Origin of the sequence: Micromonospora sp. NPDC004551 (assembly GCF_040609975.1) — a bacterium.
Lineage (GTDB): Bacteria > Actinomycetota > Actinomycetes > Mycobacteriales > Micromonosporaceae > Micromonospora.
In genome coordinates this window covers 245,208-268,443 of sequence record NZ_JBEXLM010000006.1, presented here as the reverse complement: position 1 = coordinate 268,443, position 23,236 = coordinate 245,208, and the positions used below count along the sequence as shown (strand labels likewise).

Here is a 23,236-nt window from a genome sequence, read left to right as displayed (position 1 = left end):
CACGCAACCGAATATGTAGATGTTCGGCCGGTGTCGACCGTGCTTCTGAACTGGTCCGATGTCGGAACGGACATCGCCGTTCGACGACAGGAGGGACCGTGCGCACACCATCGCGTGCGACGACGGGCGCCAGCGCGCTGCTACTCGCGGCCGGGCTGGTCCTGACCGCTGGAGCTGGCGGCCAGGCGGCACCCCGAACCGAGACTCCGACCCAGGCGTCACCCGGCCACCTGCCGGGCGACAGCCACGACAGCAAGACCAGGGACAACCGGAAGGGACGGACCGCGCCGACCGACCGCCAGCGAGACCGTGCGGCGGCGCTCGGCGCCCGGGTCCGCTGGACCGACTTCGGCACCCCCGCCACCCTGACCTCGACCGAGCGGCCGCTCGCCGCAGGCCTGCCCGCCGACCCGGCCGCCGCCGCGCGGGCATACGTGGCCGCGAACCGGGACGTGCTGGGGCTGACCGAGGAGGGCGCCGCCGCCCTGGAGCAGTTGACCGTGGCCCCGATGGGTGACGGCGCGACCGTGCTGTTCCGGCAGCGTTTCGGTGACCTGCCTGCCGCCGTCGACGGCATGCTGGCCGTCGGCGTACGCGACGGGAAGGTCTGGCACGTCAGCTCGTCCCTGGCCCGGGACGGCGGCACGCCCGCCCCGGCTACGATCAGCGCCGACCAGGCCCGGCAGGCCGCCGCGGCCGACGCCGGGCTGACCGGGCCGACGGTCCTGCGTACCGCGCTCGTCGCGGTGCCCACCGCGGACCGGGGGCCGCGGGCGGCGTACGAGGTGGTCCTCGGCGCGGACGTCACCGGCGCGGACCCGGCGGCCTTCGCCACCTACGTGGACGCCCGCGACGGCACCGTGCTGGTCCGCGAGGACCTGGTCGACCACGACGTGGACAACCCGTCGTGGGAGGTCTTCCCGAATTCTCCTTCGGTCGACAAGTCCTCCACCGACACCCGGGTGCGCTGGTGCGCCGCGCCGGCGGCGGGCTGCGCCGAGGTGGTCGGCGTGCCCGGGCACCCCGCGTGGGACGTGGACCCGGCCACCGGGACGTCCACCACCACGACGAACGGCAACAACGCGATCGCCGTGCAGAACTGGTTCAGCAACGACCCGTTCAGCGTGGGCACCGAGACGGCCTCGCCGCGTCCCGATCGCACGTACGCATATCCCTGGACCAACCAGTGGTACGAGCAGAAGTGCAGCCCGGACACCTTCACCTCGCCGCGGGCCAACGACATCGACGCGGCCCGGGCGAACCTGTTCGCCATGCACAACCGGATGCACGACTGGTCGTACCACCTGGGCTTTACCGAGGCGACCTGGAACATGCAGCGGGACAACCTCGGCCGCGGCGGGCTGGGCAACGACCCGGAGCAGGGCAACGCGCAGGCCGGCGGCGTGACCGGCGGCCCGCCGGCCTTCGCGGCCCGCAACAACGCCAACCAGATCACCCCGCCGGACGGCATCGCCCCGACCACCAACATGTACCTGTGGCAGCCGAGCGCCGGCTCGTTCTACGCGCCCTGCGTCGACGGCGACTTCGACATGTCGGTCATCGCCCACGAGTACGGCCACGCCGTCAGCGGCCGCATGATCGCCGGCCCCAACGCCGGGGTCAGCTCCCCGCAGGGGATGAGCGAGAGCTGGTCGGATCAGCTCGCCATGGAGTACCTGTACGAGCACGGGTTCGCGGCGCCGGGCCGGAGGGGCTTCACCATCGGTGAGTACACCACCGGCGACCCGAACGCGGGCATCCGCAACTACAACATGAGCGACAGCCCGCTCAACTACAGCGCGATCGACTACGACCTCGTGGGCCTCCAGGTGCACGCCTCGGGTGAGGTCTGGAGTGCGACCAACGCCGACATCCGGGCGGCCATGATGCGCCGCTACGGCGCGGGCGACGCGGCCCTGCAGAAGTCCTGCGCCGAAGGGGCGACGCCGGTGACCGCGTGCCCGGGCAACCGGCGGTGGATCCAGCTCGTCTTCGACTCGTTCCTGCTGATGGCGGTCAGCCAGGTGAGCATGGTCGACAGCCGGGACGCGATGCTCGCGGCCGACCGGATCCGCTTCGGCGGGGCCAATCAGGACCTGCTCTGGAACGCCTTCGCCGCCCGGGGGCTCGGCGAGACGGCGGCCAGCGCGGGCAACGCCGACACCGACCCGACGCCCGGCTTCACCTCGCCGTACGCCACCGAGGCGACCGTGCGGTTCGCACCGGAGGCGGACGACGCGGCCGTGCCGGGTGCGCAGCTCTACGTCGGCCGCTACCAGGCCCGGGCGGTGCCGGTCGCGGACACCGACGCGGCCACCCCGCTGACCGACCGGGTGAGCCTGGTCCCCGGCACGTACGAGTTCGTCGTCCGGGCGCCGGGCTACGGGCACCGCCGGATCGGCCCGGTCACGGTCAAGGCCGGGCAGATCCGGGATCTCGCCGTGGAGCTGCGCCGCAACCTGGCCTCCACCAGCGCCGGCGCGGCGGTCAGCGGCGACGGGATCAACCTCGCCAAGATCGCCGACGACGACGAGGCCACGAACTGGGCCTCGCTCGGCGCGCCGGTGGCCGGGCGGCAGGTCACCGTGGACCTGGCCGGTGCTGCCCAGCAGGTCCGCCGGGTGCAGGTCAGCGCGATGCTGCGGCCGCCGGTCGCCGGTGACCCGGATGCCGGCACGCAGAGCCGGTACTCCGCGGTGCGGCAGTTCCGGGTGCTCGCGTGCGAGGCGAAGAATGCGGTGAGCTGTGCCGACGCCGCGGACTTCCGGGTGGTCTACACGAGCCCGGCGGACGCCTTCCCGTCGGTGGCCCCCCGGCCCCGGGCGCCGGAGCTGATCATGCGCTCGTTCGACATCCCGCGTACCAAGGCGACGCACCTGCGCGTCGAGGTGCTGACCAACCAGTGCACCGGCGCGCCGGACTACGCCGGCGAGCAGGACGCCGACCCGCGGGCGGCGACCGACTGCGCCACCGCCAGCCCGCAGGCGCAGAACGTGCGAATCGCCGAGTTCCAGGCGTTCGCGCAGTAGGCGACGGGATGCGGGTGGGCGGTGCCGCCCGCCCGCACCCCTTGCCAGGCATCGTCAGTCATCACTACATTGACCGGCGGGCGCCGCCGTACGGCGGCTGCACGTCCCGCCCGAGCCGGGCAGTACCGGCACGCGCCGTCGCGCGTGCCGGGCACGCGAGGTCCCCGCAGCTCCACGCCGCCGGTCGGTCGACCGGCGGCCTGCCGAGAGGACCCCGATGAGGATCTTCCGCGCCCGTCTCGCCCCGGCCGCGGCGGCCGTAGCCACCCTGGCCGCCGCCGTCGTCACCCCGCTGGTGGCCGGCCCGGCCGCCGCCGCACAGGGCTGCCAGGTCGACTACCGCCCCAACGTCTGGCCGGGCGGGTTCACGGCCACCGTCCGCGTCGCCCCCGGCGACACCCCCGTCAACGGCTGGACGGTCACCTGGACCTACCTCGGCGACCAGCGGATCACCGGCGCCTGGAACGCCGTGGTCAGCCAGTCCGGCGCCACCGTCACCGCCCGCAACGCCGCCTGGAACGGCGGCGTGCCGGCCGGCGGTGCCACCGAGTTCGGCGTCCAGGGCACGGTCGGCCCGGCCGCGCCGGCACCGACCGGGTTCGCGCTCAACGGCGTGCCCTGCAACGGCACGCCGCCCGGCCCGACCACCGCGCCGCCCTCGCCGACCAACTCGCCGAGCCCGACCATCTCACCGAGCGCCACGCCGACGACCTCCCCGAGTCCGAGCCCGACCGGGCCGCCGCCGGCCGGTTGCGCCGGCGCGGTGCTCTGCGACGGGTTCGAGAACCAGACCGGGTCGGTGCCGTCCGGCGACTGGGCGGTCGTGCACCCGGACTGCGCCGGCACCGGCGCCGCCGCCGTGGACACCGCCACCGCACACGGCGGCGGCCGGTCCGTCCGCATCGACGGCGGGGGCGGGTACTGCAACCACGTCTTCGTCCGGGCCAACCGCGACCTCTCCGGCGTGGGAACGGTCCGCTACGGCCGGCTCTGGGTCCGCCACACCACCGCGCTCCCCGCCGACCACGTCACCTTCCTGGCCATGACCGACGCCGCCGACGGCAACCGGGACCTGCGGATGGGCGGGCAGAACGGGTCGTTGCAGTGGAACCGGGCCTCCGACGACGCGACCCTGCCCGAGCAGAGCCCGGCCGGGGTGGCGTTGAGCGTGCCCCTGCCCACCGGCCGCTGGTCGTGCGTGGAGTTCATGGTGGACGGGAGCACCGGGCAGTTGCGCACCTGGCTCGATGGCGCGGCGGTCGCCGGCCTGACCGCCGACGGCGTGCCGACCCACGACGTCGACGGGCAGTGGTACGGGCGTACGTGGCGTCCGCGGCTCACCGACCTCAAGATCGGCTGGGAGAGCTACGGCGGGGCGGCTGACACCCTCTGGTTCGACGACGTGGCGCTGGGCGCCAGCCGGATCGGCTGCTGACCGGCCGGGCCGGGCGGTCCCGCGGGGCCGCCCGGGCCGTGTCGATCATGCAGCGTTCATCCGAGATTCGGGGCGCGGTCGCCGCGCGGGGGCTGTACGTCGGGAAGGATCACCGCCAGACTGGGCGCGATCGGGAAAATGATACCGATCGATATGTCGCCCAGTTCGGGGAGGATCCCTTGACCACGCTCGCGACCCCGCTCCGCTCCACCGGCGCCCGCCTGCGCAGGGCCCTCGGCGCGTGCGCCCTGCTCACCGCCATGGTCGCCGCCGCGCTCGTCGGCCCGCCGGCGGCCTCCACCCGGCTCGCCGAGCCGGCACAGGCCGCCGTCTACAGCTCCTGCACGATGACCCGCTGCGCGGACGCCCGCACCGCCCGGTCCGGCTGGTCCTCCCGCAGCTTCCCGACCAGCCGTGGTTGGTACTCCTGGAGCGGCGGGCAGTGCAACTTCGCCGGTGGCCGGTTCTACAACTACGAGGGCCAGTTGCCCACCAACGCCACCTACTACGAGTACGACGTCTACCCGCGCGCCTGCGGCGCCGCCCGGGACGCGTACCGGATCGTGGTCAACAAGAGCACCGGGGCGACCTGGTTCTCGCCCGACCACTACGCCAACTTCTACCGGCTCTGAGCGACGTCGGGGTGGGCCGGGCCGGTGTGCCCGGCCCGCGCCGGCCGGAAAGGATCGACCGATGGGCGCTGCCTCCCCGCACCCGCCGGCCTGGCTCGCGTTCGACGCCGGGCCGGAGGCCGAGGCGACGGGCGTGGCCCTGGCCGGAGCGCAGGCCCGCACCCGGGCGGGCCTGCACGAGGCCCTGGCCGCGGCCGTGCCCCTGCCCGCCTGGTTCGGGCGCAACTGGGACGCGCTCGCCGACGCGCTGGCCGACCGGCTCGACGCCGGCCCGTTGACCCTCGTCGTCGGGGATGCGGCCGACCTGCTCGCCGACGAGCCGCCGGCCCAGCTCGGCACCCTCCTCGACGTGCTCGGCGCGGTCGCCGCCGGCGGCCACCACTCGCTGCGGTTGGTCCTGCGCGACCACCCCGACCGGCTGGCCGCCCTGCGGGCCCGGATCGCCGCCGCCCTGGGCGGCCGCGTCGGCGCCCCGCCCCCGGACGCCGGCTGACCGGACCCAACCCGACGGGCGCCGGTCAGTTCGGCTGGTCGAGGATGGCGCTGAACCGCTCCTCGGCCAGGTCGAGCTGGGCGAAGATGTGCCGCTTCACCGGCGCCGACAGCGGCGTGTCCGGCCGGCCGATGAGGTCGCGGAAGACCGGCACCAGCGGCCGGTACTTGGCCGCCGAGCGGGCCACCTTCGGGCCGACCGTGTGGATCACGCCCACGCCGTTGTCGGTGAAGTCGGACACCTTGATCACCCGGGCCCAAGGCTCCCGGTCCAGGCTCGCCGCCACGTGCTCCCGGTACTGGACGTGCCGGTCGCGCCCCGGGTCGTACGCCGGGTTGGTGACGGCGCCGACCAGCCGGGCCACCCGCGGGCCGAACCGCGCGGCCAGCTCCGCCAGCGCCGCCGGGGTCGGGTCGACGGCTCCAGGTCGCTGCGCGGCGCCAGACGCGCCGAGCTGGAGTCGTCGCACGGCGATCGGGCCGGCCAGCTCCGCCGGGTGGTCCTCCACGGCGTCGTGCAGCAGGCCCGCGACGATCACGTCCACGTCCCGCACCTGGTAGTGGTGCATCATCCGGATCGCCACCCGCAGCAGGTGGTTCAGGTACGGCTCGCGCACCCGCCGGTCGTCCCGGTGCAGCTCGGCGGCGAGGTCGAGGGCGGCGGTGAGCCGCTCGCGGGCCGGCTCGTCGAACGCCTCGACCTCCAGTCGGAAGCGGGCCAGCAGACCCGGCTCGCCGTGGATCTCGGTGATCGCGTGCATCGGCATGGTCGCCAGGTACGCCGGGAACTCCATGCGTCCCTTATAGCGGATCTTTGCTCGTGCGCGTGGCCCCCGGTCGGCCTCCCGACGGTATCGGTCAGTCGCCGGTGAGCCGCTTGACGAGGCGGACGGTGGTGCCCTCCGCGGTGCCGGCGATGCTCACCTCGTCCATCACCCGGGTCATGATCATTCGCCCGCGGCCCCGCTCGGCGCGGTCCGCGTCGGCGTCGGGTCGCCAGCCGCCGCGGTCGCGCACCTCGATCACCAGGTGGTCGTCGTGCAGCTTCGCGCGGAGCGTGGTGATCCCCTCCGGTGCGAAGCGGTAGCCGTGCTCGATGGCGTTGGCGCACGCCTCCCCGGCGGCGATCAGCACGGTCTCGACGTCCCACTCGCTCACCCCGTGGGCGCGCAGCCAGCCTCGCAGCCGTTCGCGGGTCGGCGCGAGCCGCGCGGGGTCGGCGGGCAGGTCGACGGTGAACGCCGGGGCCGTCCCGGCCGGGTCGTCGCCCGGCACCAGCCCGGCGGCTGTCCCACCCTCCACGTCCGGTCCCCCGTCCCGCGCACCTTCCGGGCCTGGGCGCTCACCGTCACCGTCCCGTCCTGCCGGTCATTGTCCCCGGTCCGGGGGCCCGGTATTCCTCGACCCGGCGGTTCGTTCCGACCGGATGTCCGATCCGGCCGGGCGGGCGTGGCGCCGCCGCGTCACGGGTCACAATCGGCGGGTGGACCGGGTGCTGAACCTGCTGCTGGCGCTGCCGCCCGCGCTGGTGCTGGCCCTGGTGTTCCTGCTGCCGGCGCTGGAGGCGTCGACCTTCCTCGGGCTGCTCGTGCCGGGGGAGATCGCCGTCCTGGTCGGCGGGGTCCTCGCGCACGAGGGACGGCTGCCGCTCTGGGCGGTGATCCTCGCGGCGGTCGCCGGCGCGGCGATCGGCGACCAGGCCGGCTATCTGGTGGGCCGCCGGTACGGCCGGCGGCTGCTGGCCCGCGTGCCCCGCCGGCTCGCCCGGTCCGGGGAGCTGTCGCGGGCGTTGGAGCTGGTCCGCCGCCGGGGCGCCGTGGCCGTGGTGCTCGGCCGGTGGGCGGCGGCGCTGCGCGCCCTGGTGCCGGGGTTGGCCGGGATGAGCGGCATCCCGCACCGCGCGTTCACCGTGGCGAACCTGACCGGCGGCGCGCTCTGGGCGGTGGCCGTGACGCTGCTCGGCTATCTGGCGGGGGCGTCGTTCCGGCTGCTGGAGCGGCGGCTCGGTTGGGGTGGCGAGGCGCTGCTCGCCCTGGTGGTGCTGCTGGTGGTCGTGCGGGTGGTCCGGGCCCGGCGGGTCGCCCGCCGCGAACGGGCGGACACCGCCGGGCCCGGCTGATGGGGGCCGTCCCGGGGACCACCCTCGCGGCCGACCGAGGCTGAACCGACCGGGCGGCGGGCGAGCCGGTCGGGCCGGGCTGATGCCGGTCAGGCCGGGGCCGGGCCGAGGCTGTCGCGGTGGACCAGTGCGGCGGGGAGGGCCTCCACCCGGTCCCGGCCGTCGGGCGCGTCCAGGGCCAGGGTCATGGCCCGGGCGCCCAGTTCGGCCAGCGGCAGCCGGACCGTGGTCAGCGCCGGGGTCACGTCGGCGGCGATCGGCATGTCGTCGAAGCCGACCACGGAGACCTGCCCGGGCACCCGCACGCCCCGGGCGCGCAGGAGGTTCAGCGCGCCGACGCCCATCGAGTCGTTCAGCGCCACGATCGCGGTCAGCCCCGGCACGGCGTCCAGCAGCTCCGCGGTGGCCCGGGACCCGCCGTCGCGGGTGAAGTCCGCGTACCGGATCCGTGCCTCCGGCAGCGGCCCGCCCAGGCCTGCGGCCAGCCCGGCGAGCCGGTCGCTGGTGGTGGTGAGGGTCCGCGGGCCGGCCAGCACGCCGACGGTCCGGTGGCCGAGCCGGCGCAGCTCCGCGCCGAGCAGGCGGCCACCCTCCTCGTTGGCCGGCAGCACGGCGTCGCCCCGGTGCCGGTGCCTGCCGATCACCGCGACCCGGCCGCCGGTGGCCGCGTACGCGGCGAGCCGCTCGTCGAGCAGGGCGTTGACCGTGTCGTCGTGGTAGCCGGAGCCGGCCAGCACGATCGCGGCGACCTGTTGGGCGCGGAGCAGGTCGACGTACTCCACCTCGCGTTCCGGATCGCGGTAGCTGTTGCAGATGATGACCAGCCGGCCCCGCTCGGTGGCGACCCGTTGCAGCCCCCGGGTCACCTCGGCGAAGTACGGGTCGGACACGTCGTGCACCAGCACCCCGACCACGCTGCGCTGCGGCCGGGCCAGGAGCTGGGCGTGCGCGTTCGGCACGTACCGCAGCTCGGCGACGGCCTTCAGCACCCGCTCGCGCAGCTCGTCGGCGACCGGCTTGCTGCTGCCGTTGATGACCCGCGACGCGGTCGCGGGGGAGACGCCCGCCCGGCGGGCGACGTCGGCCAGCGTCGCCATCGGCACCCCCTCGCACAGCCCGGTGGCGGAGAGGCTACCGCAGCACCGCCGGGAAAGCCGTTGCCTGATCGGCGGAGGCGGCGCTCACCGGGCGCGTGCGGTGGGGCGGGACGTGGTTGCGGTGCTGCGGACGGCCTTGACGATGGCGGGGATGGAGCCGATCAGCAGGACCAGCGCCCAGACCAGCGCCACCACGGCGAACACCACCGCGCCCAGGTCGTCGGTGATGCTGACCAGGATCCCCGGCACCAGCTGGTGCAGGAACTCCAGGACCACCGTGCACAGCAGGGTGGTCAGCGCCAGTAGCACGAGGCCCTTGTTCTGCAGGAAGCGTGGCTGGGCGAGCAGCAGCAGCGCCGCCCAGACCAGCTTGAGCAGCAGCACCAGCCCGAGCAGCACGGCCGCGTCGCCGACCGGGAAGAACCCCCACACCGCGAGGTACGCCAGCGTGCCGAACGGCGCGGCCAGGAACAGCGAGACCATCACGGTCAGCTCGACGAAGGCGACGACGAGCAGGACCAGCGACGCGAGCAGCAGCAGGATCGAGAAGACCAGGGTGGCCACCCCCTGCACCCGGCCCTGGATCCGCTCCGGCACCACCAGGCTCAGGCTGAACAGCCCGGTGGTCCAGAGCGCCACCACGTCGATCAGCGCCAGGTGACCGGTGCCCCGGCCGGACGGCTCGGTTACCGTGCCGACGTCGCCAAGCTCGACGCCGAGCCGCCCGGCGCTGTCCCGCAGCGCGCCGCCGGCGTCCCCGCCGCCGGTGAGCGCGGCCGCCCCCAGCTCCAGCCCCACCACCAGCGCGATGGCGAGCAGCGCCAGCAGCAGGAAGGGTTTGCGCAGCTCACCCATGGCGCACCTCCGCAGCGGCCGGCGTCGGCCGGCCGGGACCGCGTCCGATCAGGACCGGGCGATGGTGACCACGCATCCGCCACCTCCCGGGCACCGCAGGGCGACCTCGGTCGCCCCGTCCACCGCCACCTTCGCGACCGCCGTGCCGTCGTCGCCGGGCGCCACCTCGTCGGTGACCGTGACGTCGGCGTCGCCCGGCGCCGGGGCGCTCACCAGGAACGGCGCCCCGCTGCGCAGCACCAGGCTGCGCAGGCCACCCGGATCGGCCACCCGCAGCCGGCAGGTGGTGCCGAAGCCGACCACCACGCCCTCGGGGGACGGGCTCGGTTCGGCGGCCGGCGGCACGCACGTCACGGCCACCGTGGCCGGGTCCACCGTGCCGCCGTGCCCGCCGAACCGGGCCAGCCAGCCGGGCCCGGCGGCCGGGTCGCCCCGGTCGTGCCGGCCGCCGCCCACCGCCACCAGGTAGAGCACCACCAGCAGCGCGGCGAGTGCCGCCAGCAGCACCTTCTGCCGCCCGCTCACGGCTTCCGCCACCAGTTCACGGCTCCTGCCGCCCGTTCACGGCTGGAGGAGCTGGGTGAAGCGGATCTGGTCGACCCCGGCGAAGTACCGGTCGGTGCCCTGCGTCCGGCTCACCGCCACCAGGGTCAGCTTGTGCGGGCCCCGGGCCAGCTCCACCGTTCCCACGTCGACGAAGTCGGTGCGGACCACGGTCGGGGTGAAGCCGAAGAAGGTGTCGCCGACCTGCCGGCCGTCCACCAGCCAGATGGTGTTCGCGTAGTCGAACGAGGTGGTGCGCACCGTGGACAGGCGCCACGTGCCGTCCGTGGGCAGGTCCACCGAGACGGTCACCCGGTCACCCACGGCCCGGCCCAGGAAGAACAGCTGCGCGTCGCCGGACCAGACCACGTCGCAGCAGTTCGGCTGGGCCTCCACCCGCGCGGCCGCCGCGGTGGTCGACTGCACCGTCGCGCCGGAGACCAGGCTCTCCGCCTCCACGGTCACCACCTGCGCCCGCGGCGGGGGTGGCGGGTCGCCGCCGCGGGTCACCAGCCAGGCCACCACCCCGGCCACCACGAGCAGCAGCGCCGCCGCGGCCGCGAGCCACGGCCACGGCGCGCGCTTCGGGGGTACGACGGCCCGCACGTCGTACGTCACCCGGCCGCTGGACCGGGAACTCTCCTCGGGCGCGGTGTTCGCCGAGTACGCGAACCCGGTCATGTCGTAGCGCCGGGGCGGGGTGCCGGCCGGCACGGTGAGCCGGACCAGGAACGAGACGGAGCCCTGCCCGGGTACCACCCGTTGCGGCTCGGCCACCGTGAACCAGCCCCGCTGGCTGCCCTCGCCGGGCGCCACGTCGAAGACCACGGTGTCGGGCGCCTCGCCCGGATTCGAGACGGTGAAGGTCAGCTCGCCGCTGTTGCGGGCGTCCAGGGTGAACTGCTCGGCGGCGGCGACGACGGCCCATTCGGTGGTCATGACGGCTCCTCTTACGGCTGGTCCTGGGGTGCGGTCGCCGGGTCGGTGATGACCTCGACGGTGACCGCGGCGGGCTTCTCCGCCTCGACGATGCGGGTGATGAGGGCGAGCCGGTCGGCGGCGGCCGGCGGTACCCGGACCACCACGTGGAACGGCCGGTCGGCCGGCTCCTCCAGCACGAATCCGGCCACCCCGGTGGCCAGCTCCAGCGCGGTACGCATCCCGTACGGGGTGCCCCGCCACCGGGCCAGCAGCGCGCCGTGCGCGACCAGGTCCCGCAGCCGCCCCACCGGCAGCGGCAGCGGGGCGTCGGCCCGGGGCGCGGCGGCCACGTGGTCCATGGCCACCCACCGGGTCAGGTAGGCCACGAACCCGTCCGGCGTCCGGTACGGCGCGAACAGCGCGTCGACGTCGGCCAGCACGGCCTCGTCCGGGGTGTGCAGCGCCTCCATGACGTCCAGCAGCGCGCCCAGCACGCTGCCCGGGCCGGCGGCCCGCTGGTACGCGGCCGGCAGCAGCCGCTCAATCGCCGCTCGGCGCATCCTGCCGCACCACCTCGATGTCGTGCTCGCCGGAGCAGAGCAGCCAGGTGCCGGGGACGGTGACGACGTCGGCGGTGGCCTGGTTGGCGCTGGCCGTCCAGTCCTCCGCGTCGCCGCTGCGGTACACGCCGCGCTCGCCACCGGCCAGGACCAGCCGGGCGCCACCCGCGCCGGACGGCCCGGTGGCGGCGACGGCGTCGACCGGGACGAACCGGGTCCGGTCGCGCAGCGGCAGCCCGCAGTTGACCATGACGGGCTGCCACTGCGGCTGCGCGGCCAGGGTGTCCAGCCGCACCACCCCGCCGCTCTGCGTGGCGGCCAGCGCCAGGGTGCCGCTGAACGCCAGGTCCCGGCAGGTGCCGCCGATCCAGCCGCTCGCCACCGGCTGCCACTTCACGTCGGACTCGAACAGCCGGGTGCGGTGGCAGCCCTGCCCGGGCTTCTTCGGGTCCGGCTCGCCGGCCCCGCTCCACAGCAGGGTGGCCGGGCCGTCGTACTGCACGGCGAGCACCCGGTTGTCCACGTTGGCCAGGCCCACGTGGGCGAAGGTGCCGGGGCGGCCGGCGGCGGTGGACAGGTAGACCCCGAAGCCGGCCTGTGCGGCCACGGCCACCCCGGGCGCGCCGCGCTCGGAGACGAACGAGCGGACCGCGTAGAAGCCGCGGTCGGCGTCGGCCGGGTCGACCAGGATCTGCAACGGCACCGCGCCGGGCAGCAGCGACACCTCGTAGAGGCCGGAGTCGGTGGCCAGCAGCAGTGCCCCGGCGCCGTCCCGGTCGATCCAGGCCAGGTCCCGCACGCCGGAGTCCAGGTCGGTCAGCAGCGTCCACGTCTCGCCCAGGTCGGTGCTCAGCCGGACCCGGGAGCCGCCCGCTTCGCGCGCGGTCACCACGGCCACGGAACCGGCCCGGGGCACCACGCCGGGGCGGAGCGGGGCGGGGGCCGGCACCACCCGCACCACACTCTCGCCGTCGAACCGGCCGGCCGGCTCCCAGCCCGCGCCCGCGTCGGTGGAGCGGAACAGCACCGGGCCGCGCCCCGCGTACCAGGTGCCCGGCTGGTACTGGTCGACGGCCACGGTCCGCACCTCGGCGTCCGGCGCCTCGTCGACCACGAACCGGACCGACTCGACGTAGCGGACGCCCGGCTCGGCGTGCTCCAGCAACCGGTAGACGTTCGACGCCCGCAGCGGCTCGCCGAACGCCCAGCCGGCCGGGTTCAGCGGGGTGGACAGCGGGCTGAGCGTCTGGTGCAGCCGGTCGTGGATGCGCCGGCGCACCGCGTCCACGTCCTCCTCGCGGCGGACCACCACCCGGGCCCGCACGGAGACCGCCTTGTAGCGCGCCCACCCGGCCCGCACGGCCGTGCCCAGCGCCCGGCGCCGGTCCAGGTCAGCCTCCACTCGGCGGCGGGCCTCCTCGACCTCGTGCTCCCGCAGCACCGCCACCGGCAGCCGGCCACCCGGGCGGGCCTGCTCCGGCACGTACGGGACCAGCACCACCTCGACCTCGCCGGGGCGGGCGAAGCTGTAGACCGCCGCCCGGGTGAACGCCCGCGCCCGGGCCACCGCACCGGAACCGGCCGCGAGGATCTCGTAGTCCCGGGCGGTCACCGCGCGCTGCTGGGCGAAGAACTCGTACGGGCCGCGAGCCAGGGCCGACTCCAGCGACTCCAGGTCCCGGCCACCGGCGGCCGGCACCGGGTTGTCCACCTTCAGCCCGGGCAGCGGGTCACGCAGGCTGGTCAGCGTTCCGGCCGCCACGTTCCCGGCCGGCCCGCCGCCGCACCGATACCAGAGCCGCACCTGCCTGCCGGCCGGCGGCACCGCCGCCACCGTGACCGGGCCGGGCGCCCCCTCGACACCCGGCCCGGCCCCGTCCGCCGGCCGCAGGTCCAGCGCCGGGGCGAAGGTGACCACCCCGGAGGCCCGGTCGACCAGGTAGACCTTGGCCTGCGGGCCGACGCCGGCGAAGCTGTCCACCGGCTGCCAGATCTCGTACGTGCGGCCCTCGTGCTCCCGCGCGGCCGCGCCCAGCTCCACCGACCCGGTCGGCACCTCCACCCCGAGCAGCAGGTCCAGCGCCTCCGTGGTCCGCGCCAGCGGCGCCCGGCCCGCCCGGAACACCTGCCCGGCCTGCCCGGTGCCGGTGCCCAGCAGCTCCGCCTCGACCGGCTCGCAGTGGTGCACGCGTACCGTCACCTCGGTCTCCCCGGCGGGCAGCACGGCCGGCTCGGTCGTCACGAAGACGACCGGCCGGGGGTCGGCACCGCGGGCGGCGGCGACCCGGGTGCCCGCCGGGACGCGGACCGCGCCCCGGTCCGGGCCGGTCCGGGTGAAGCGGACGTCCGCCCAGGCGGCGGCCGGCGGATGCCGGGTCACCCCGAGCAGGTTGAGGAAGGCCACGTACGCCTTCTCCGGCAACTGGTTCAGCCGGTAGATCATCACCTCGGTGAGGTAGGCGAACGACTCCAGCAGCGCCATGCCCGGGTCGTGCGCGGAGAGGTCCGTCCAGTCGGGGCACGACCGGCGGATCCGTTCCCGCGCCTCGGTGACCAGGTCGAGGAAGGCGCGGTCGTCCAGGTGCGGCACCGGCAGCGTCATGCGGGAGCCTCCTCGCCGGGGTCGTCGTCGACGGGCAGCAGGTCGACGGAGAAGACCAGCTGCCCGGGGGAGAGGCTGGCCCGCACCCGGTAGTCGAGCCGGATCACCAGCCGCCACTCCTCGTCCGGGTCCGGCCCGGCGTCCACGTCGAGCACCTCGACCCGGGGCTCCCAGCGCCGGATCGCCTGCCGCACGTAGTGGATGGCCAGGCCGGCCGTGGTGTCGTCATTGGGCGCGAAGACCAGCCGGTGCAGCCGGGACCCGTACCCGGGGCGCATCAGCCGCTCGCCCGGCGTGGTGGACAGCAGCAGGAACAGGGCCTGGCGTACGGTCTCGTCGCCCTCGGTCATGGCCAGGCCGCCGGCGGCGGTCAGCGCGAGACCGCCGGTCCGACCCGCGTCGAAGCCGGCGCCGACGAAGCGGAAGGCCCTCATGCGTCCGCCCCCAGGAAGGTCTGTCCCGGGTCACGCACCGTGTGGTGGACCAGCCCGGGCGGGGTGCCGTCGGTCAGCCCGTCCAGGTTCGACAGCGTCACGCGGTGCCCGTCGACCCGCAGCCAGGCGCTGTAGCCCACGGTCACCTTCAGCGTCTTCGCGCAGGGCTTGACGGTCGGCCCGTAGTTGGGACAGGCGGTGATGTCCCGCCCCTCCGGGTCGGCCTCCACCAGCACCGGGACACCCCGCACGGTCAGCCACTGCTGTGAGGGGCGGTTGGCGACCCGGCCGTCGTGGTCGCAGGTGATCAGCGAGTCGCGGTGGATCCAGCGCATCAGCCACCTCCGTGGGCGCGGGCGAGGGTACGGGCCTGGGCGGCGGCGGTCTCGGCGTCCTCGGCCGTCTCCGCCTGGAGGAAGTCGACGGTGCGGGCGCGCACCACCATGGCGCGGCCCGGCGCGGAGAGCACCAGGTCACCGGCCGCGTGCACGGTGGTCAGCTCGGGCCGCAGCTCGACGAAACTGCCGGCGTCGGTGGCCAGCCGGAGGGTGCGACCGTCGTCGTCGATGACGATCGACTGCCCGGTGCCGGTCCGCATCGACCAGCGCCGGGACCGCCCCGACACGATCCCCGCGTCGTACGGCTCGACGGCGCCGAACAGCGAGCCGAGCACCACGCCCGAGGCGGGCTCGCCGCCGGGCAGCGCCACCAGCACGGTGTCCTCCGGGTCGGGCAGCGCCACGATGCCCTTGCCCCGCCCCGCGCCCGGGCAGACCACGGCGAGCCAGCCGGCGTCCAGGTCCCCGTACGCGGGCAGGGTCACCCGGGCCCGGCCCAGCCCGTCCGGGTCGTCCACGTCGGTGACCGTGCCGAGGGTGACCGTGGCGGCGAGGGGCGCGGCGGCGGGCGGCGGCCCGGGCGGGACGGTGGAGAAGCGGGTCAGGTGCCCGTTCGCGTCGAGGGTGTGCACCACCTCGGTGAGCACGTACACCCCGGCGACCGGGTCGGGGACGCCGGACAGGGCGATCCGCCGCCCGGGGCGCAGCGCGGGGTCGCCGTCTGCCGTGCCCTCGGCCGTGACCAGCGCGGCCACCCGGGCGTCCAGCGCGGCCTGCGCCAAGGCGGCCAGCTCGTCGTCGCTGCGGCCGGGCTGGTCGACGGCGGTGCGCACCCCGTCCGCACCCACCCCGCCCGGGTCCGGGTGCAGCGGGATCCGCCGCCCGGAGCGGGCCTCGCCGGCCTCCTGGCGCAGCGGCTCGGCGCGCTGCGGATGCCAGCCCAGGGCCGCGCACCCGCCGCCCGCCCGGTCCAGGTTCTCGGCGATCCGCAGCGCGTGCACGGTGCCGCCGAGGGTGAGCGGGACCGGGTCGCCGTGCCCGTCGAGGGTCAGCAGGCGCAGCCGGTCACCCTCCACGGCCAGGTGCAGGCCGGCCCGGCCGGCCACCTCGCGGAGCAGCTCCAGGTCGGTGTGCCGGTGCTGGAGCAGCCGGTCCAGGCGCGGCCCGTCGGCGTCGGCGTCGACGGTGAGGCCGAGGTCGGCGCAGAGCGCGCCGGCCAGCTCGGCGGCGGTCACCGACTCGAACACCCGCAGCTCCTGCCGCTTGCGCAGCCGGTGCAACGGGTCGTACGCCCGGACCCGCAGCAGCGCCGCGCCGTCGTTGGCGTACTCCACCTCGACGGCGGTCACCTCGCCGGTGAACAGGGCGTCGGGCTGGCCGTCCAGGCGCAGGTCGAGGGCGGCGCCGGGGCGTACCGGGGGGTCGAGAGCGGCGGCGCCCGGTGCGGTGACCAGGGTGAGCTCGCACTGGGCCGGCTGATCCAGCCGGGCGGCGACCCGTACGCCGCGCAGCCGCCGGGGGTCGGCGAGCGGAGTGCCGTCGATCGTCACGGTGGCCGCTCGGATCACGGCGCACCTCCCGTCCCGGCCCGCCGACCGGCGGGCGGAGTGCGGCCGATCGTCACGGCGGCGACTCGGATCACGGCGCACCTCCCGCCGTGATCGGGCCCTCGGCGGGCGGCGGGGCGGCGGTGGTGGCGGTGGCCGGCACGGCCAGGGCGGTGCCGGCCGGCACGGTCAGCGGGTCGCTGATCCGGTTGTGCTCGGCCAGCAGCCGCCAGCGCAGCGGCGAGCCGAGCGCGTCGTGGGCGAGCAGGTCGAAGCGGACCCCGGACCAGCCGGGCTCGGCCGCTCCGTCCGCGGCGGCGACCACGGCCGACCCGGGCGGCACGGCCGGCGTGCTCGCCGCGGCCAGCTCCTCCTCGAAGCCCGCCTGCGCCGCCTCGGCCGTCTCGGCCACCCGGACCAGCTTGAGCCGCAGCCAGGAGCGGCGCGGAGTGCCGGTGAGGGTGAACGCGTCGAAGCGCTCCGCGATCGCCACGATGACGCCGGGCACGTTCCAGGTCTTGCCCCAGACCAGCCGCACCAGCGGAGGCCGCAGCCAGCCGTGCTCGGTGGCGGAGTTCTCGGCCAGCATCCACAGCGGACGGGTGAGCGCGCGGACGTCCTCGGGGCGAGCCGGGGACTCCACGAAGTCGGTGTCGAAGAGCAGGTCCAGCACCAGCTCGGTCCGCCCGCCGCCGGTGAAGACGAGCGGGTCGTCGGCGAGACCGGCCCCGGTGAGCCAGCCGTCCGGTGCGCCCCGGGGGCGTACCCCGGCCAGCCGGGTCACCTGCACGGTCTCCGGGTTGAGCAGGCAGTCCACCCGGGTGCCGGACTCGTCCACGAGGAAGGCGACGCGCTCCATCAGTCGCCTGCCTGTTCCCGGTCGAGCCACGCCAGCCGGTCGGCGTCGTACGCCGCGACCGCCGGCGTCCACAGCTCCCGGTCGTCGGGCAGCGCCGGCCACGGATCCCGCGGGGGTGTGCTGGTGCCCTCGTCGCGTGCCTGGTCACCGGTCTGCCCGCCAGCCTCTACCGGCAGCGCCGGCCACAGTCGGGCCGACGTCCTGGTCGGGTCCGGATGGTCGGGGCCGTGCCGCCCCGCGCTGCCGTTTCCGCTCCGGGACGGGGGTGCGAGCGGATCCGGGTGCACCTGTTGCCGCTCCAGCGACAACAGGTGCACCCGAAGGTCGTGCGCCAGCGCCGTCCGGGCGCCGTCCGATGCCGCGGCCGGCGGTCCGAGCCGGGCACGACCCGCGGCCGCGCCGGGGAGCGAACCGGCGGGCGCAGGCGGATCGGCGGCGGTGGCGGAACGAAGCGGCAGGGTGTGACCGGTCGTTCCCCGCTCGGCCGCGCTGCCCGCCGTGGTGTCGGACCCCCACCGGTCGCGGCCGGGCAGTCCCGGCGAGGCCCCGGTCCGGCCGGGCGACGATCCCGGTGGGCCGCTCGCCCGCCCGGGTGGCGTGCCGCTCTCGGCATACGACCGGTGCGCCCGCACGGCCGGGGGGACGACGGCGCCGTCCGACCCTCCGGCACGGCGGGCGTCGTCGGGCGACGCCGCACCCGGCGGCCCGAGGACGGATCCGGTCGCGGCGGACCCCCGGCTCCGGGCGAGTGGGCTACCGGGTGTTTCCCCGCCGTCCGACGTGGATCCACCCCCGGCCGCACCGCTCGCCGGCTGCCCGCGCCCGGCGAACCCGTCCGACGTGGATCCATCCCCGGCCGCACCACCCGCCCACGGTGCGCGCGAGGCGGGCTCGCTCGTTGTGGATCCGCTGTCGGCTGCGTAATCCGGCCACGGTGCGCGTCCGGTGAGCCCGCTCGACGTGGATCGACCGCCGGCCGCAGCGCCCACCGACGGTGCGCGCCCGGCGAGCCCGCCCGGATCGCCCGCCGGGCGGGACTCACCACCGAACCCGGGAACGCCCCCCGCTGCCGTCCCGACCGTCCCCGCAGACACTCCGGGTGCCCCTCCAGCCCGCCCCGGCCACCGGCCCGAGCCCGGAACCGACGGCCGCAGCCACAGCCCACGCCCGCCCCCGTCCCCACCGCCGCGACTCCCCGCCGCCTCCTCCTCGTCGTCGATCAAGAAGTTCGCGTCGGCGGAGGCGTCGGATCCGACGCAAACTTCTTGATCAACTGGGAGAACGGGGGGAACGGGGGGGACGGGGGAAGCGGGTGTGGGGAGGTCGTGGAGGAGGCCGGGGGCGTGGGTGGTTACCAGGCGGAGCCAGTGCTCCGGGGGTTCGCCGGGGCGGCGCGGTGCGGGAGGCTCGGAAGATCGGCCGCCCGGCGCGGTGGCGAGGCGGTCGGCGGTGGCCCGGAGCAGGCGGGCCAGCCGGTCACGCGGTCGCCGGGGCGGCGGCACTGCCGGACTCCAGTTCCAGCCCCTCGTACGCCAGGGTCAGCGCCTCGATGGCGATCTCCTGGCTCAGGGTGTTCAGGTGCGCCCCCCGCCACCGGGTTGGCCACGCGTTGATCATGTTCCAGCGCAGCACCTCGGCGGTACCGGCCGGGTCGAGCAGCACCACCGAGACGTTGCGCCGGCTCACCGTGCCCTTCGCCGCCGCGTTCACCCAGTCCCACAGCTCGCGTGACGAGGTCAGGCCGAAGTGGAGGGTGACCGGGGCGTACTCGACCTGGCCGGGGACGGCCCGGATCCGCTCGTTGCCGGCCTCTCGGTACGCCAGCGACGGAATCGCCACCTCGAAGCCGCTGACCTCGGTGAAGTGCCCGTTGGTGATGCCGTTGATGAGCAGCTTGAAGTGGTACGCCCGGTAGGGGTCGACGGGCGCGCCCGGCTGCGGGGTGGCCGTGGTGGGCATGTCAGCCTCCGATCGTCTCGGTCTCGGTGCCGCCGGCCCACTGGCTCAGCTTGAACACCACGAACTCCGCGGGCTTGACCACCGCGATGCCGATGTGCGCGACCACCATCCCGGCGTCGCGTACGTCGGCCGGATTGGTCTCCTCGTCGCACTTGACGAAGAACGCCTCCTCGGGCGTGCGGCCGAGCAGAGCGCCGTCCCGCCACACCCGGGTGAGGAACGCGCCGATGTCCCGCCGGATCGAGCGCCACAGCGTGTAGTCGTTCGGCTCGAAGACCATCCACCGGGTGCCGTTGGCGATGGCCTGCTCGATGGCGATGGAGAGCCGCCGCACGTTCAGGTAGCGCCACTCGCTGGCCTCGGCGGCGAGCGTACGGGCGCCCCAGAGCCGGATGCCCTCGCCGGCGAAGAAACGGATGACGTTGACGCCCTTGGGGTTGAGCACGTCGTGCTCGGGGCGGGTGACCCGGTAGGCCAGGTCGACCGCACCGCGCACCGGCTCGTTGGCCGGCGCCTTGTGCACCCCGCGCAGCGCGTCGGTGCGAGCCCAGATGCCGGCCACGTGCCCGCTCGGCGGGGTGAGGACGAGGTCGCCGCTGAGCGGGTCGCGCACCCGGATCCACGGGAAGTAGTAGGCGGCGAAGTCCGACTGCCGGGGCCGGTCGCCGCCCGGTGAGTCGTCGTCCGGCTTCGGCGTACCCTCGGCGGGCTTGCCGGACGACTTGCCGGGCGTGGCGACCCGGGTGAGCCGGGAGATGTCGGCGACGTCGGGTGGCGGGTCGCAGATGGCGACCATGGTGCGCAGCCGCTCGGCCATGCTGATGAGCGCCTCGTGCGAGACCGGGTCGTGATAGCCGGGCGCGGCCAGGATGGAGATCTCGTCGACGGCCTCCAGCAGTTGCAGGCCGCTGCGCTTCCCGCCGGTGCCGGTGAGCTGGCCGCCCTCGCCGACGTTGACCACCCAGCAGCGGGTGCCGCCGTTGTCGAGGAAGCCGAAGACCGCGCGGGCGAGGGGAGTGCTCTCCAGGTGCTCGCCGTCGGCGTAGAGCCGGAGGAACTCCGACCAGCTGTTCACGGCGACGGCCTGGTCGACGTGGGCGGTGCGGTCGGGCGCGAGCCCGACGAACGCGGCGGTGCTCGTGCCGACCGGCCCGATCGGGCGTGCGCCGCTGGGCACCTCCTCGACGTAGATGCCGGGGGAGAAGTAGGTGGGCATCGGTCCTCCAGGAGTCAGTCGGGGGCGCAGACGACGACGTGGTCTCCGTCGGCGGGGTCCAGCTCGGCGGTGTGGGTGCGGCCCCGGCCGACCAGCCGGACGCGCACCGGCCGGTCCGGAGCGTCGGGGTCGTGCGGCACGCCGACCAGCCGGAACCGGCCGGCGGCGTCGGTCTCGGTGGCCTGGGCGGTGCCGACCAGCTCGACCCGCATGGCGGCGAGGGGCTGCCGTTCCGGCCCGACCACCCGGCCGTCGAGGGTGCGCATGTCGAGCTGCCGCAGCCGCAGCGGTTGCCGCACCGGCGGCGCGGCCGGCACGGGCCGGTCGATCCGCGCGGGCACGTCGAGCAGCAGCGCGGGCCGGGGCCGCACGCCGAGGGCCCGCCAGAGCGCCGGGTCCCCGGCGGCCAGCACCACCTCGGGCTGGCCGGCCGCGCTGGCGGCGGCGAGTACCCGGTCCAGCGCCGGCAGCGCCGCCGGCCCGCCCCCGCTGAGCAGCAGCCGGACCACGAACCGGTACGGCTCGCGCGTCCCGCCGCTGCCCGCGGTCTGCCGGGCCGGCCGCAGCTCCAGCGGCCAGACGGTGAGGCCGCCGTCGGGGTCGTCGCGGGGCGGGCCGACCGGGACGGGGTCACCCGCCGCCCCGGTCAGCCAGGCCGCGAGGTCCGCGACCGCCGCCTCGATGGCGCCGGTCATCGCGGCGGGGTCCCCTGGATCCGGTACGCGATGGCCTCGTTCCAGACGTGCGGGTAGACGCCGATCTCGAAGTAGCGGGTGAACCGGTTGATCGGCGCGTTGCCGTGGTCGTGCCACAGCAGCCACACCGGCGCGATGGTGAACAGGATGTAGTTGAGGGCGACCAGCGGCAGGTAGAGCGGCCCGAGCAGCCGCGCCTGGAGGACGTGCACGTCCTCGTGCCGCTGGATGCCGGGGCTGGAGCCGGCGCAGACGGTCCCGATGGTGGTGGCGTAGCGGGGCGAGACGCCCTCCACCACGTTGACCCGCCCGCTGCCCTGCGAGACCACCCGGTCGAGCTGGTGCCCGAAGACCAGGTGCAGGGCCAGGTAGAGCGCGCCGGCCACGGTGTTGAGCAGGCTCCAGGTGTGGTCGACCACGAAGAGGAAGATGCCCTTCGCGTCGGCGCCGTAGGTGCCGGCCGAGGCGACGGCCCAGCCGAACGGCGCGCCGACGAGGAGCCCGACGACGGCGCCGACGAGCAGGCCGATGGTGCCGCCGGCGACCGCGCCGAGCCCGGCGCCGAGGACGATGTGGACGGCGGCGCTGATGATGCCGAGGATCATGGGGGTCACCTCTCTCAGACCCAGGAGCGGATGTAGCGGGGCTCGCGGTTCTCCGCGAGCTGGGCCGGCGACGCGCTCGTCGCCTGCCGGTTGCCCGGGGGCAGCTGGTTGATGCCGAGGGCGGCGGAGAAGATGACCAGCCCGTTGAAGAACGCGATGATCCACTTTTCCGGTCCCGCGTCGTCGGCGAAGGCGGCGGTCAGGTACGACAGGACGAGCGCGATCCCCAGGGCGATCCACTTGCGCGCCTTGTCGCCGCTCGGGCCGATGAGGCCGCCGATGACGTTGGTGGCGAGCAGGGTGGCGGCGCTGGCGCCGGTGAGGCTGCCGAGGGCGGCCCAGGTGAAGAGATCGTTCACGGCGATCCCCTCTCTTCGGTTGTGCGGTGGTGCGGTCGGGGTGGGGTGGTGCGGCGGCCCCGGCGGTTGCGGTGCCGGGTGCCGCCCGGGTGGCGGCGCCGCGCCCGTTCAGGCCGGCCGGTCGGCCGGGGGAGTGGGCGCGGGGGTGGGTGCGGCCGGGGCGGCGGCGACCGGGCCGCGCGGCCGGCGGAGCAGGAGGACGACGACCACGGCGACCAGCAGCAGCACGAGCACCCCGCCGGCGACCAGGAGCCAGGGGAACCCGCCGCCGGCGGCCGCGGCGGCGGCCGAGGTGACGGAGGCGGACGGCCGCGCCGGCGCCTCGGCGACGGCCCGCAGCTCGGCGGGCTTGGGCTGGTTGGCGACCACCTTCCAGCTCACCGACCGGCCGTTGGTCGTGCCGTTGGTGTCGAGCACCCGGCCGGGAAAGGTCACCGAGATCTCGAATGACATCAAGGTCATGAATGCCTGCTGGTTCCGCGGATCCTGTTCGGCGACCTTCCCGCCGTATTTCTTTGGATCCAGGGGGAGCGAGAAGCGGTAGAGATCGCCGTCCCGGGAAAGATTCACACTCTCGCTCGTGAATTGCGCCAGGGGCGTTTTCCGGTACGCGATCTGAATGCCGTAGTAGTTCGCGTCCTCGTACCGGGTCTCGGTGCCGGCGGGGAGGGTGGGGATGTTCTGCCGCAGCTCGGCGAAGGCCGCCGCGACGTCGGGGTTCCGCCGCTTGAGCACGGATTTCTCGGCGGTGAGCAGGAGTTGGCCGGTGACCGTGTCGTCGGCGTCCACGGTCAGCCCCAGGTTGAGTTGCATGCAACCGCTCAGTGCCGCCACCAGGGCGAGACACACCGCGAGGCCGAATACCTTGCTGCGGCGGAGTCTCGTATTCATGGGCACAGTGTGTGTGATCGCCGTCACGTCCAGCAGTCAGCGATCAGT

General features: G+C 75.4%; 24 protein-coding genes. 5 read left to right on the top strand and 19 right to left on the bottom strand.

The annotated features are described in order from the left end of the window. Positions 1–98 precede the first annotated feature (98 nt). The 4 genes from ABZW14_RS10630 (at position 99) to ABZW14_RS10615 (ending at position 5,589) form a co-directional block, all read left to right on the top strand. On the top strand, positions 99–3,029 hold the full coding sequence (locus ABZW14_RS10630) for a M36 family metallopeptidase (protein ID WP_355343127.1): 2,931 nt from the start codon (positions 99–101) through the stop codon (positions 3,027–3,029). A 217-nt stretch (positions 3,030–3,246) separates the two neighbouring features. Continuing rightward, positions 3,247–4,464, top strand: a complete 1,218-nt coding sequence (locus ABZW14_RS10625) for a cellulose binding domain-containing protein (RefSeq protein WP_355343124.1) — start codon at positions 3,247–3,249, stop codon at positions 4,462–4,464. Between the two features lie 179 nt (positions 4,465–4,643). Next, positions 4,644–5,096, top strand: a complete 453-nt coding sequence (locus ABZW14_RS10620; protein ID WP_355343121.1) for a ribonuclease domain-containing protein — start codon at positions 4,644–4,646, stop codon at positions 5,094–5,096. A gap of 61 nt (positions 5,097–5,157) precedes the next feature. Next, a complete protein-coding gene (locus ABZW14_RS10615) occupies positions 5,158–5,589 on the top strand; it encodes a barstar family protein (RefSeq protein ID WP_355343118.1) in 432 nt (143 codons plus the stop codon). Between the two features lie 25 nt (positions 5,590–5,614). On the opposite strand, the gene ABZW14_RS10610 is transcribed toward ABZW14_RS10615, so the two are convergent. Both ABZW14_RS10610 and ABZW14_RS10605 read right to left on the bottom strand, forming a co-directional pair. After that, on the bottom strand, positions 5,615–6,382 hold the full coding sequence (locus ABZW14_RS10610; protein ID WP_355343115.1) for an HD domain-containing protein: 768 nt from the start codon (positions 6,380–6,382) through the stop codon (positions 5,615–5,617). 64 nt (positions 6,383–6,446) lie between these two features. Next, positions 6,447–6,890, bottom strand: a complete 444-nt coding sequence (locus ABZW14_RS10605) for an ATP-binding protein (RefSeq protein WP_355343112.1) — start codon at positions 6,888–6,890, stop codon at positions 6,447–6,449. Positions 6,891–7,071: 181 nt separating this feature from the next. Between ABZW14_RS10605 and ABZW14_RS10600 the strand changes: the two genes are divergently transcribed. Continuing rightward, positions 7,072–7,707: a DedA family protein gene (locus ABZW14_RS10600; RefSeq protein WP_355343109.1), complete on the top strand. Its 636-nt coding sequence runs from the start codon at positions 7,072–7,074 to the stop codon at positions 7,705–7,707. 89 nt (positions 7,708–7,796) lie between these two features. Here ABZW14_RS10600 and ABZW14_RS10595 read toward each other — a convergent pair whose 3' ends face one another. From ABZW14_RS10595 to ABZW14_RS10515, 17 genes are all read right to left on the bottom strand, one after another. Further along, positions 7,797–8,804, bottom strand: a complete 1,008-nt coding sequence (locus ABZW14_RS10595; RefSeq protein WP_355343106.1) for a LacI family DNA-binding transcriptional regulator — start codon at positions 8,802–8,804, stop codon at positions 7,797–7,799. A gap of 84 nt (positions 8,805–8,888) precedes the next feature. Beyond that, on the bottom strand, positions 8,889–9,659 hold the full coding sequence (locus ABZW14_RS10590; protein ID WP_355343103.1) for a hypothetical protein: 771 nt from the start codon (positions 9,657–9,659) through the stop codon (positions 8,889–8,891). Between the two features lie 48 nt (positions 9,660–9,707). Then, a complete protein-coding gene (locus tag ABZW14_RS10585) occupies positions 9,708–10,196 on the bottom strand; it encodes a hypothetical protein (RefSeq protein WP_355343100.1) in 489 nt (162 codons plus the stop codon). A gap of 24 nt (positions 10,197–10,220) precedes the next feature. Then, positions 10,221–11,141 (bottom strand): hypothetical protein, encoded by a 921-nt coding sequence (locus ABZW14_RS10580; RefSeq protein WP_355343097.1) that lies wholly within the window; start codon positions 11,139–11,141, stop codon positions 10,221–10,223. Between the two features lie 11 nt (positions 11,142–11,152). Next, complete coding sequence (locus ABZW14_RS10575; RefSeq protein ID WP_355343094.1) at positions 11,153–11,683, bottom strand: phage tail protein; 531 nt, start codon at positions 11,681–11,683, stop codon at positions 11,153–11,155. After that, positions 11,664–14,285, bottom strand: coding sequence for a putative baseplate assembly protein (locus ABZW14_RS10570; protein ID WP_355343091.1), 2,622 nt, complete (start codon positions 14,283–14,285; stop codon positions 11,664–11,666). The genes ABZW14_RS10575 and ABZW14_RS10570 overlap by 20 nt, the downstream gene beginning before the upstream one ends. Then, positions 14,282–14,719 (bottom strand): GPW/gp25 family protein, encoded by a 438-nt coding sequence (locus ABZW14_RS10565; RefSeq protein ID WP_355343089.1) that lies wholly within the window; start codon positions 14,717–14,719, stop codon positions 14,282–14,284. The genes ABZW14_RS10570 and ABZW14_RS10565 overlap by 4 nt, the downstream gene beginning before the upstream one ends. Further along, positions 14,716–15,054: a hypothetical protein gene (locus tag ABZW14_RS10560; protein WP_355343086.1), complete on the bottom strand. Its 339-nt coding sequence runs from the start codon at positions 15,052–15,054 to the stop codon at positions 14,716–14,718. Before ABZW14_RS10560 ends, ABZW14_RS10565 begins: the two co-directional genes overlap by 4 nt. Then, positions 15,054–16,625, bottom strand: coding sequence for a phage baseplate assembly protein V (locus ABZW14_RS10555; RefSeq protein ID WP_355343083.1), 1,572 nt, complete (start codon positions 16,623–16,625; stop codon positions 15,054–15,056). Before ABZW14_RS10555 ends, ABZW14_RS10560 begins: the two co-directional genes overlap by 1 nt. Positions 16,626–16,695: 70 nt before the next feature. Continuing rightward, the gene (locus ABZW14_RS10550) at positions 16,696–17,463 is read right to left on the bottom strand and encodes a hypothetical protein (RefSeq protein WP_355343080.1); all 768 of its coding nucleotides are present in this window, start codon (positions 17,461–17,463) and stop codon (positions 16,696–16,698) included. Further along, entirely contained in the window at positions 17,463–17,780 is a 318-nt protein-coding gene (locus ABZW14_RS10545; RefSeq protein WP_355343077.1) for a hypothetical protein, read from the bottom strand. Before ABZW14_RS10545 ends, ABZW14_RS10550 begins: the two co-directional genes overlap by 1 nt. A gap of 1,159 nt (positions 17,781–18,939) precedes the next feature. Next, positions 18,940–19,422 (bottom strand): phage tail protein, encoded by a 483-nt coding sequence (locus tag ABZW14_RS10540; protein WP_355343074.1) that lies wholly within the window; start codon positions 19,420–19,422, stop codon positions 18,940–18,942. Position 19,423: 1 nt separating this feature from the next. Further along, the gene (locus ABZW14_RS10535) at positions 19,424–20,638 is read right to left on the bottom strand and encodes a phage tail sheath subtilisin-like domain-containing protein (RefSeq protein ID WP_355343071.1); all 1,215 of its coding nucleotides are present in this window, start codon (positions 20,636–20,638) and stop codon (positions 19,424–19,426) included. Between the two features lie 14 nt (positions 20,639–20,652). Beyond that, entirely contained in the window at positions 20,653–21,333 is a 681-nt protein-coding gene (locus ABZW14_RS10530) for a carboxypeptidase-like regulatory domain-containing protein (protein ID WP_355343068.1), read from the bottom strand. Beyond that, on the bottom strand, positions 21,330–21,938 hold the full coding sequence (locus ABZW14_RS10525; protein WP_355343065.1) for a glycine zipper family protein: 609 nt from the start codon (positions 21,936–21,938) through the stop codon (positions 21,330–21,332). The genes ABZW14_RS10530 and ABZW14_RS10525 overlap by 4 nt, the downstream gene beginning before the upstream one ends. A gap of 14 nt (positions 21,939–21,952) precedes the next feature. Further along, on the bottom strand, positions 21,953–22,297 hold the full coding sequence (locus ABZW14_RS10520) for a hypothetical protein (protein WP_355343062.1): 345 nt from the start codon (positions 22,295–22,297) through the stop codon (positions 21,953–21,955). Between the two features lie 108 nt (positions 22,298–22,405). Further along, positions 22,406–23,188: a DUF3153 domain-containing protein gene (locus ABZW14_RS10515; protein ID WP_355343059.1), complete on the bottom strand. Its 783-nt coding sequence runs from the start codon at positions 23,186–23,188 to the stop codon at positions 22,406–22,408. Positions 23,189–23,236 lie beyond the last annotated feature (48 nt).

Excerpts from the sequence above, each read along its gene's own strand:
- ABZW14_RS10625 (WP_355343124.1), top strand. The coding sequence starts at position 3,247 with ATGAGGATCTTCCGCGCCCGTCTCGCCCCGGCCGCGGCGGCCGTAGCC.
- ABZW14_RS10615 (WP_355343118.1), top strand. The coding sequence starts at position 5,158 with ATGGGCGCTGCCTCCCCGCACCCGCCGGCCTGGCTCGCGTTCGACGCC.
- ABZW14_RS10610 (WP_355343115.1), bottom strand. The coding sequence starts at position 6,382 with ATGGAGTTCCCGGCGTACCTGGCGACCATGCCGATGCACGCGATCACC.
- ABZW14_RS10595 (WP_355343106.1), bottom strand. The coding sequence starts at position 8,804 with ATGGCGACGCTGGCCGACGTCGCCCGCCGGGCGGGCGTCTCCCCCGCG.
- ABZW14_RS10590 (WP_355343103.1), bottom strand. The coding sequence starts at position 9,659 with ATGGGTGAGCTGCGCAAACCCTTCCTGCTGCTGGCGCTGCTCGCCATC.
- ABZW14_RS10580 (WP_355343097.1), bottom strand. The coding sequence starts at position 11,141 with ATGACCACCGAATGGGCCGTCGTCGCCGCCGCCGAGCAGTTCACCCTG.
- ABZW14_RS10575 (WP_355343094.1), bottom strand. The coding sequence starts at position 11,683 with ATGCGCCGAGCGGCGATTGAGCGGCTGCTGCCGGCCGCGTACCAGCGG.
- ABZW14_RS10570 (WP_355343091.1), bottom strand. The coding sequence starts at position 14,285 with ATGACGCTGCCGGTGCCGCACCTGGACGACCGCGCCTTCCTCGACCTG.
- ABZW14_RS10565 (WP_355343089.1), bottom strand. The coding sequence starts at position 14,719 with ATGAGGGCCTTCCGCTTCGTCGGCGCCGGCTTCGACGCGGGTCGGACC.
- ABZW14_RS10560 (WP_355343086.1), bottom strand. The coding sequence starts at position 15,054 with ATGCGCTGGATCCACCGCGACTCGCTGATCACCTGCGACCACGACGGC.
- ABZW14_RS10550 (WP_355343080.1), bottom strand. The coding sequence starts at position 17,463 with ATGGAGCGCGTCGCCTTCCTCGTGGACGAGTCCGGCACCCGGGTGGAC.
- ABZW14_RS10540 (WP_355343074.1), bottom strand. The coding sequence starts at position 19,422 with ATGCCCACCACGGCCACCCCGCAGCCGGGCGCGCCCGTCGACCCCTAC.
- ABZW14_RS10535 (WP_355343071.1), bottom strand. The coding sequence starts at position 20,638 with ATGCCCACCTACTTCTCCCCCGGCATCTACGTCGAGGAGGTGCCCAGC.
- ABZW14_RS10530 (WP_355343068.1), bottom strand. The coding sequence starts at position 21,333 with ATGACCGGCGCCATCGAGGCGGCGGTCGCGGACCTCGCGGCCTGGCTG.
- ABZW14_RS10525 (WP_355343065.1), bottom strand. The coding sequence starts at position 21,938 with ATGATCCTCGGCATCATCAGCGCCGCCGTCCACATCGTCCTCGGCGCC.
- ABZW14_RS10515 (WP_355343059.1), bottom strand. The coding sequence starts at position 23,188 with ATGAATACGAGACTCCGCCGCAGCAAGGTATTCGGCCTCGCGGTGTGT.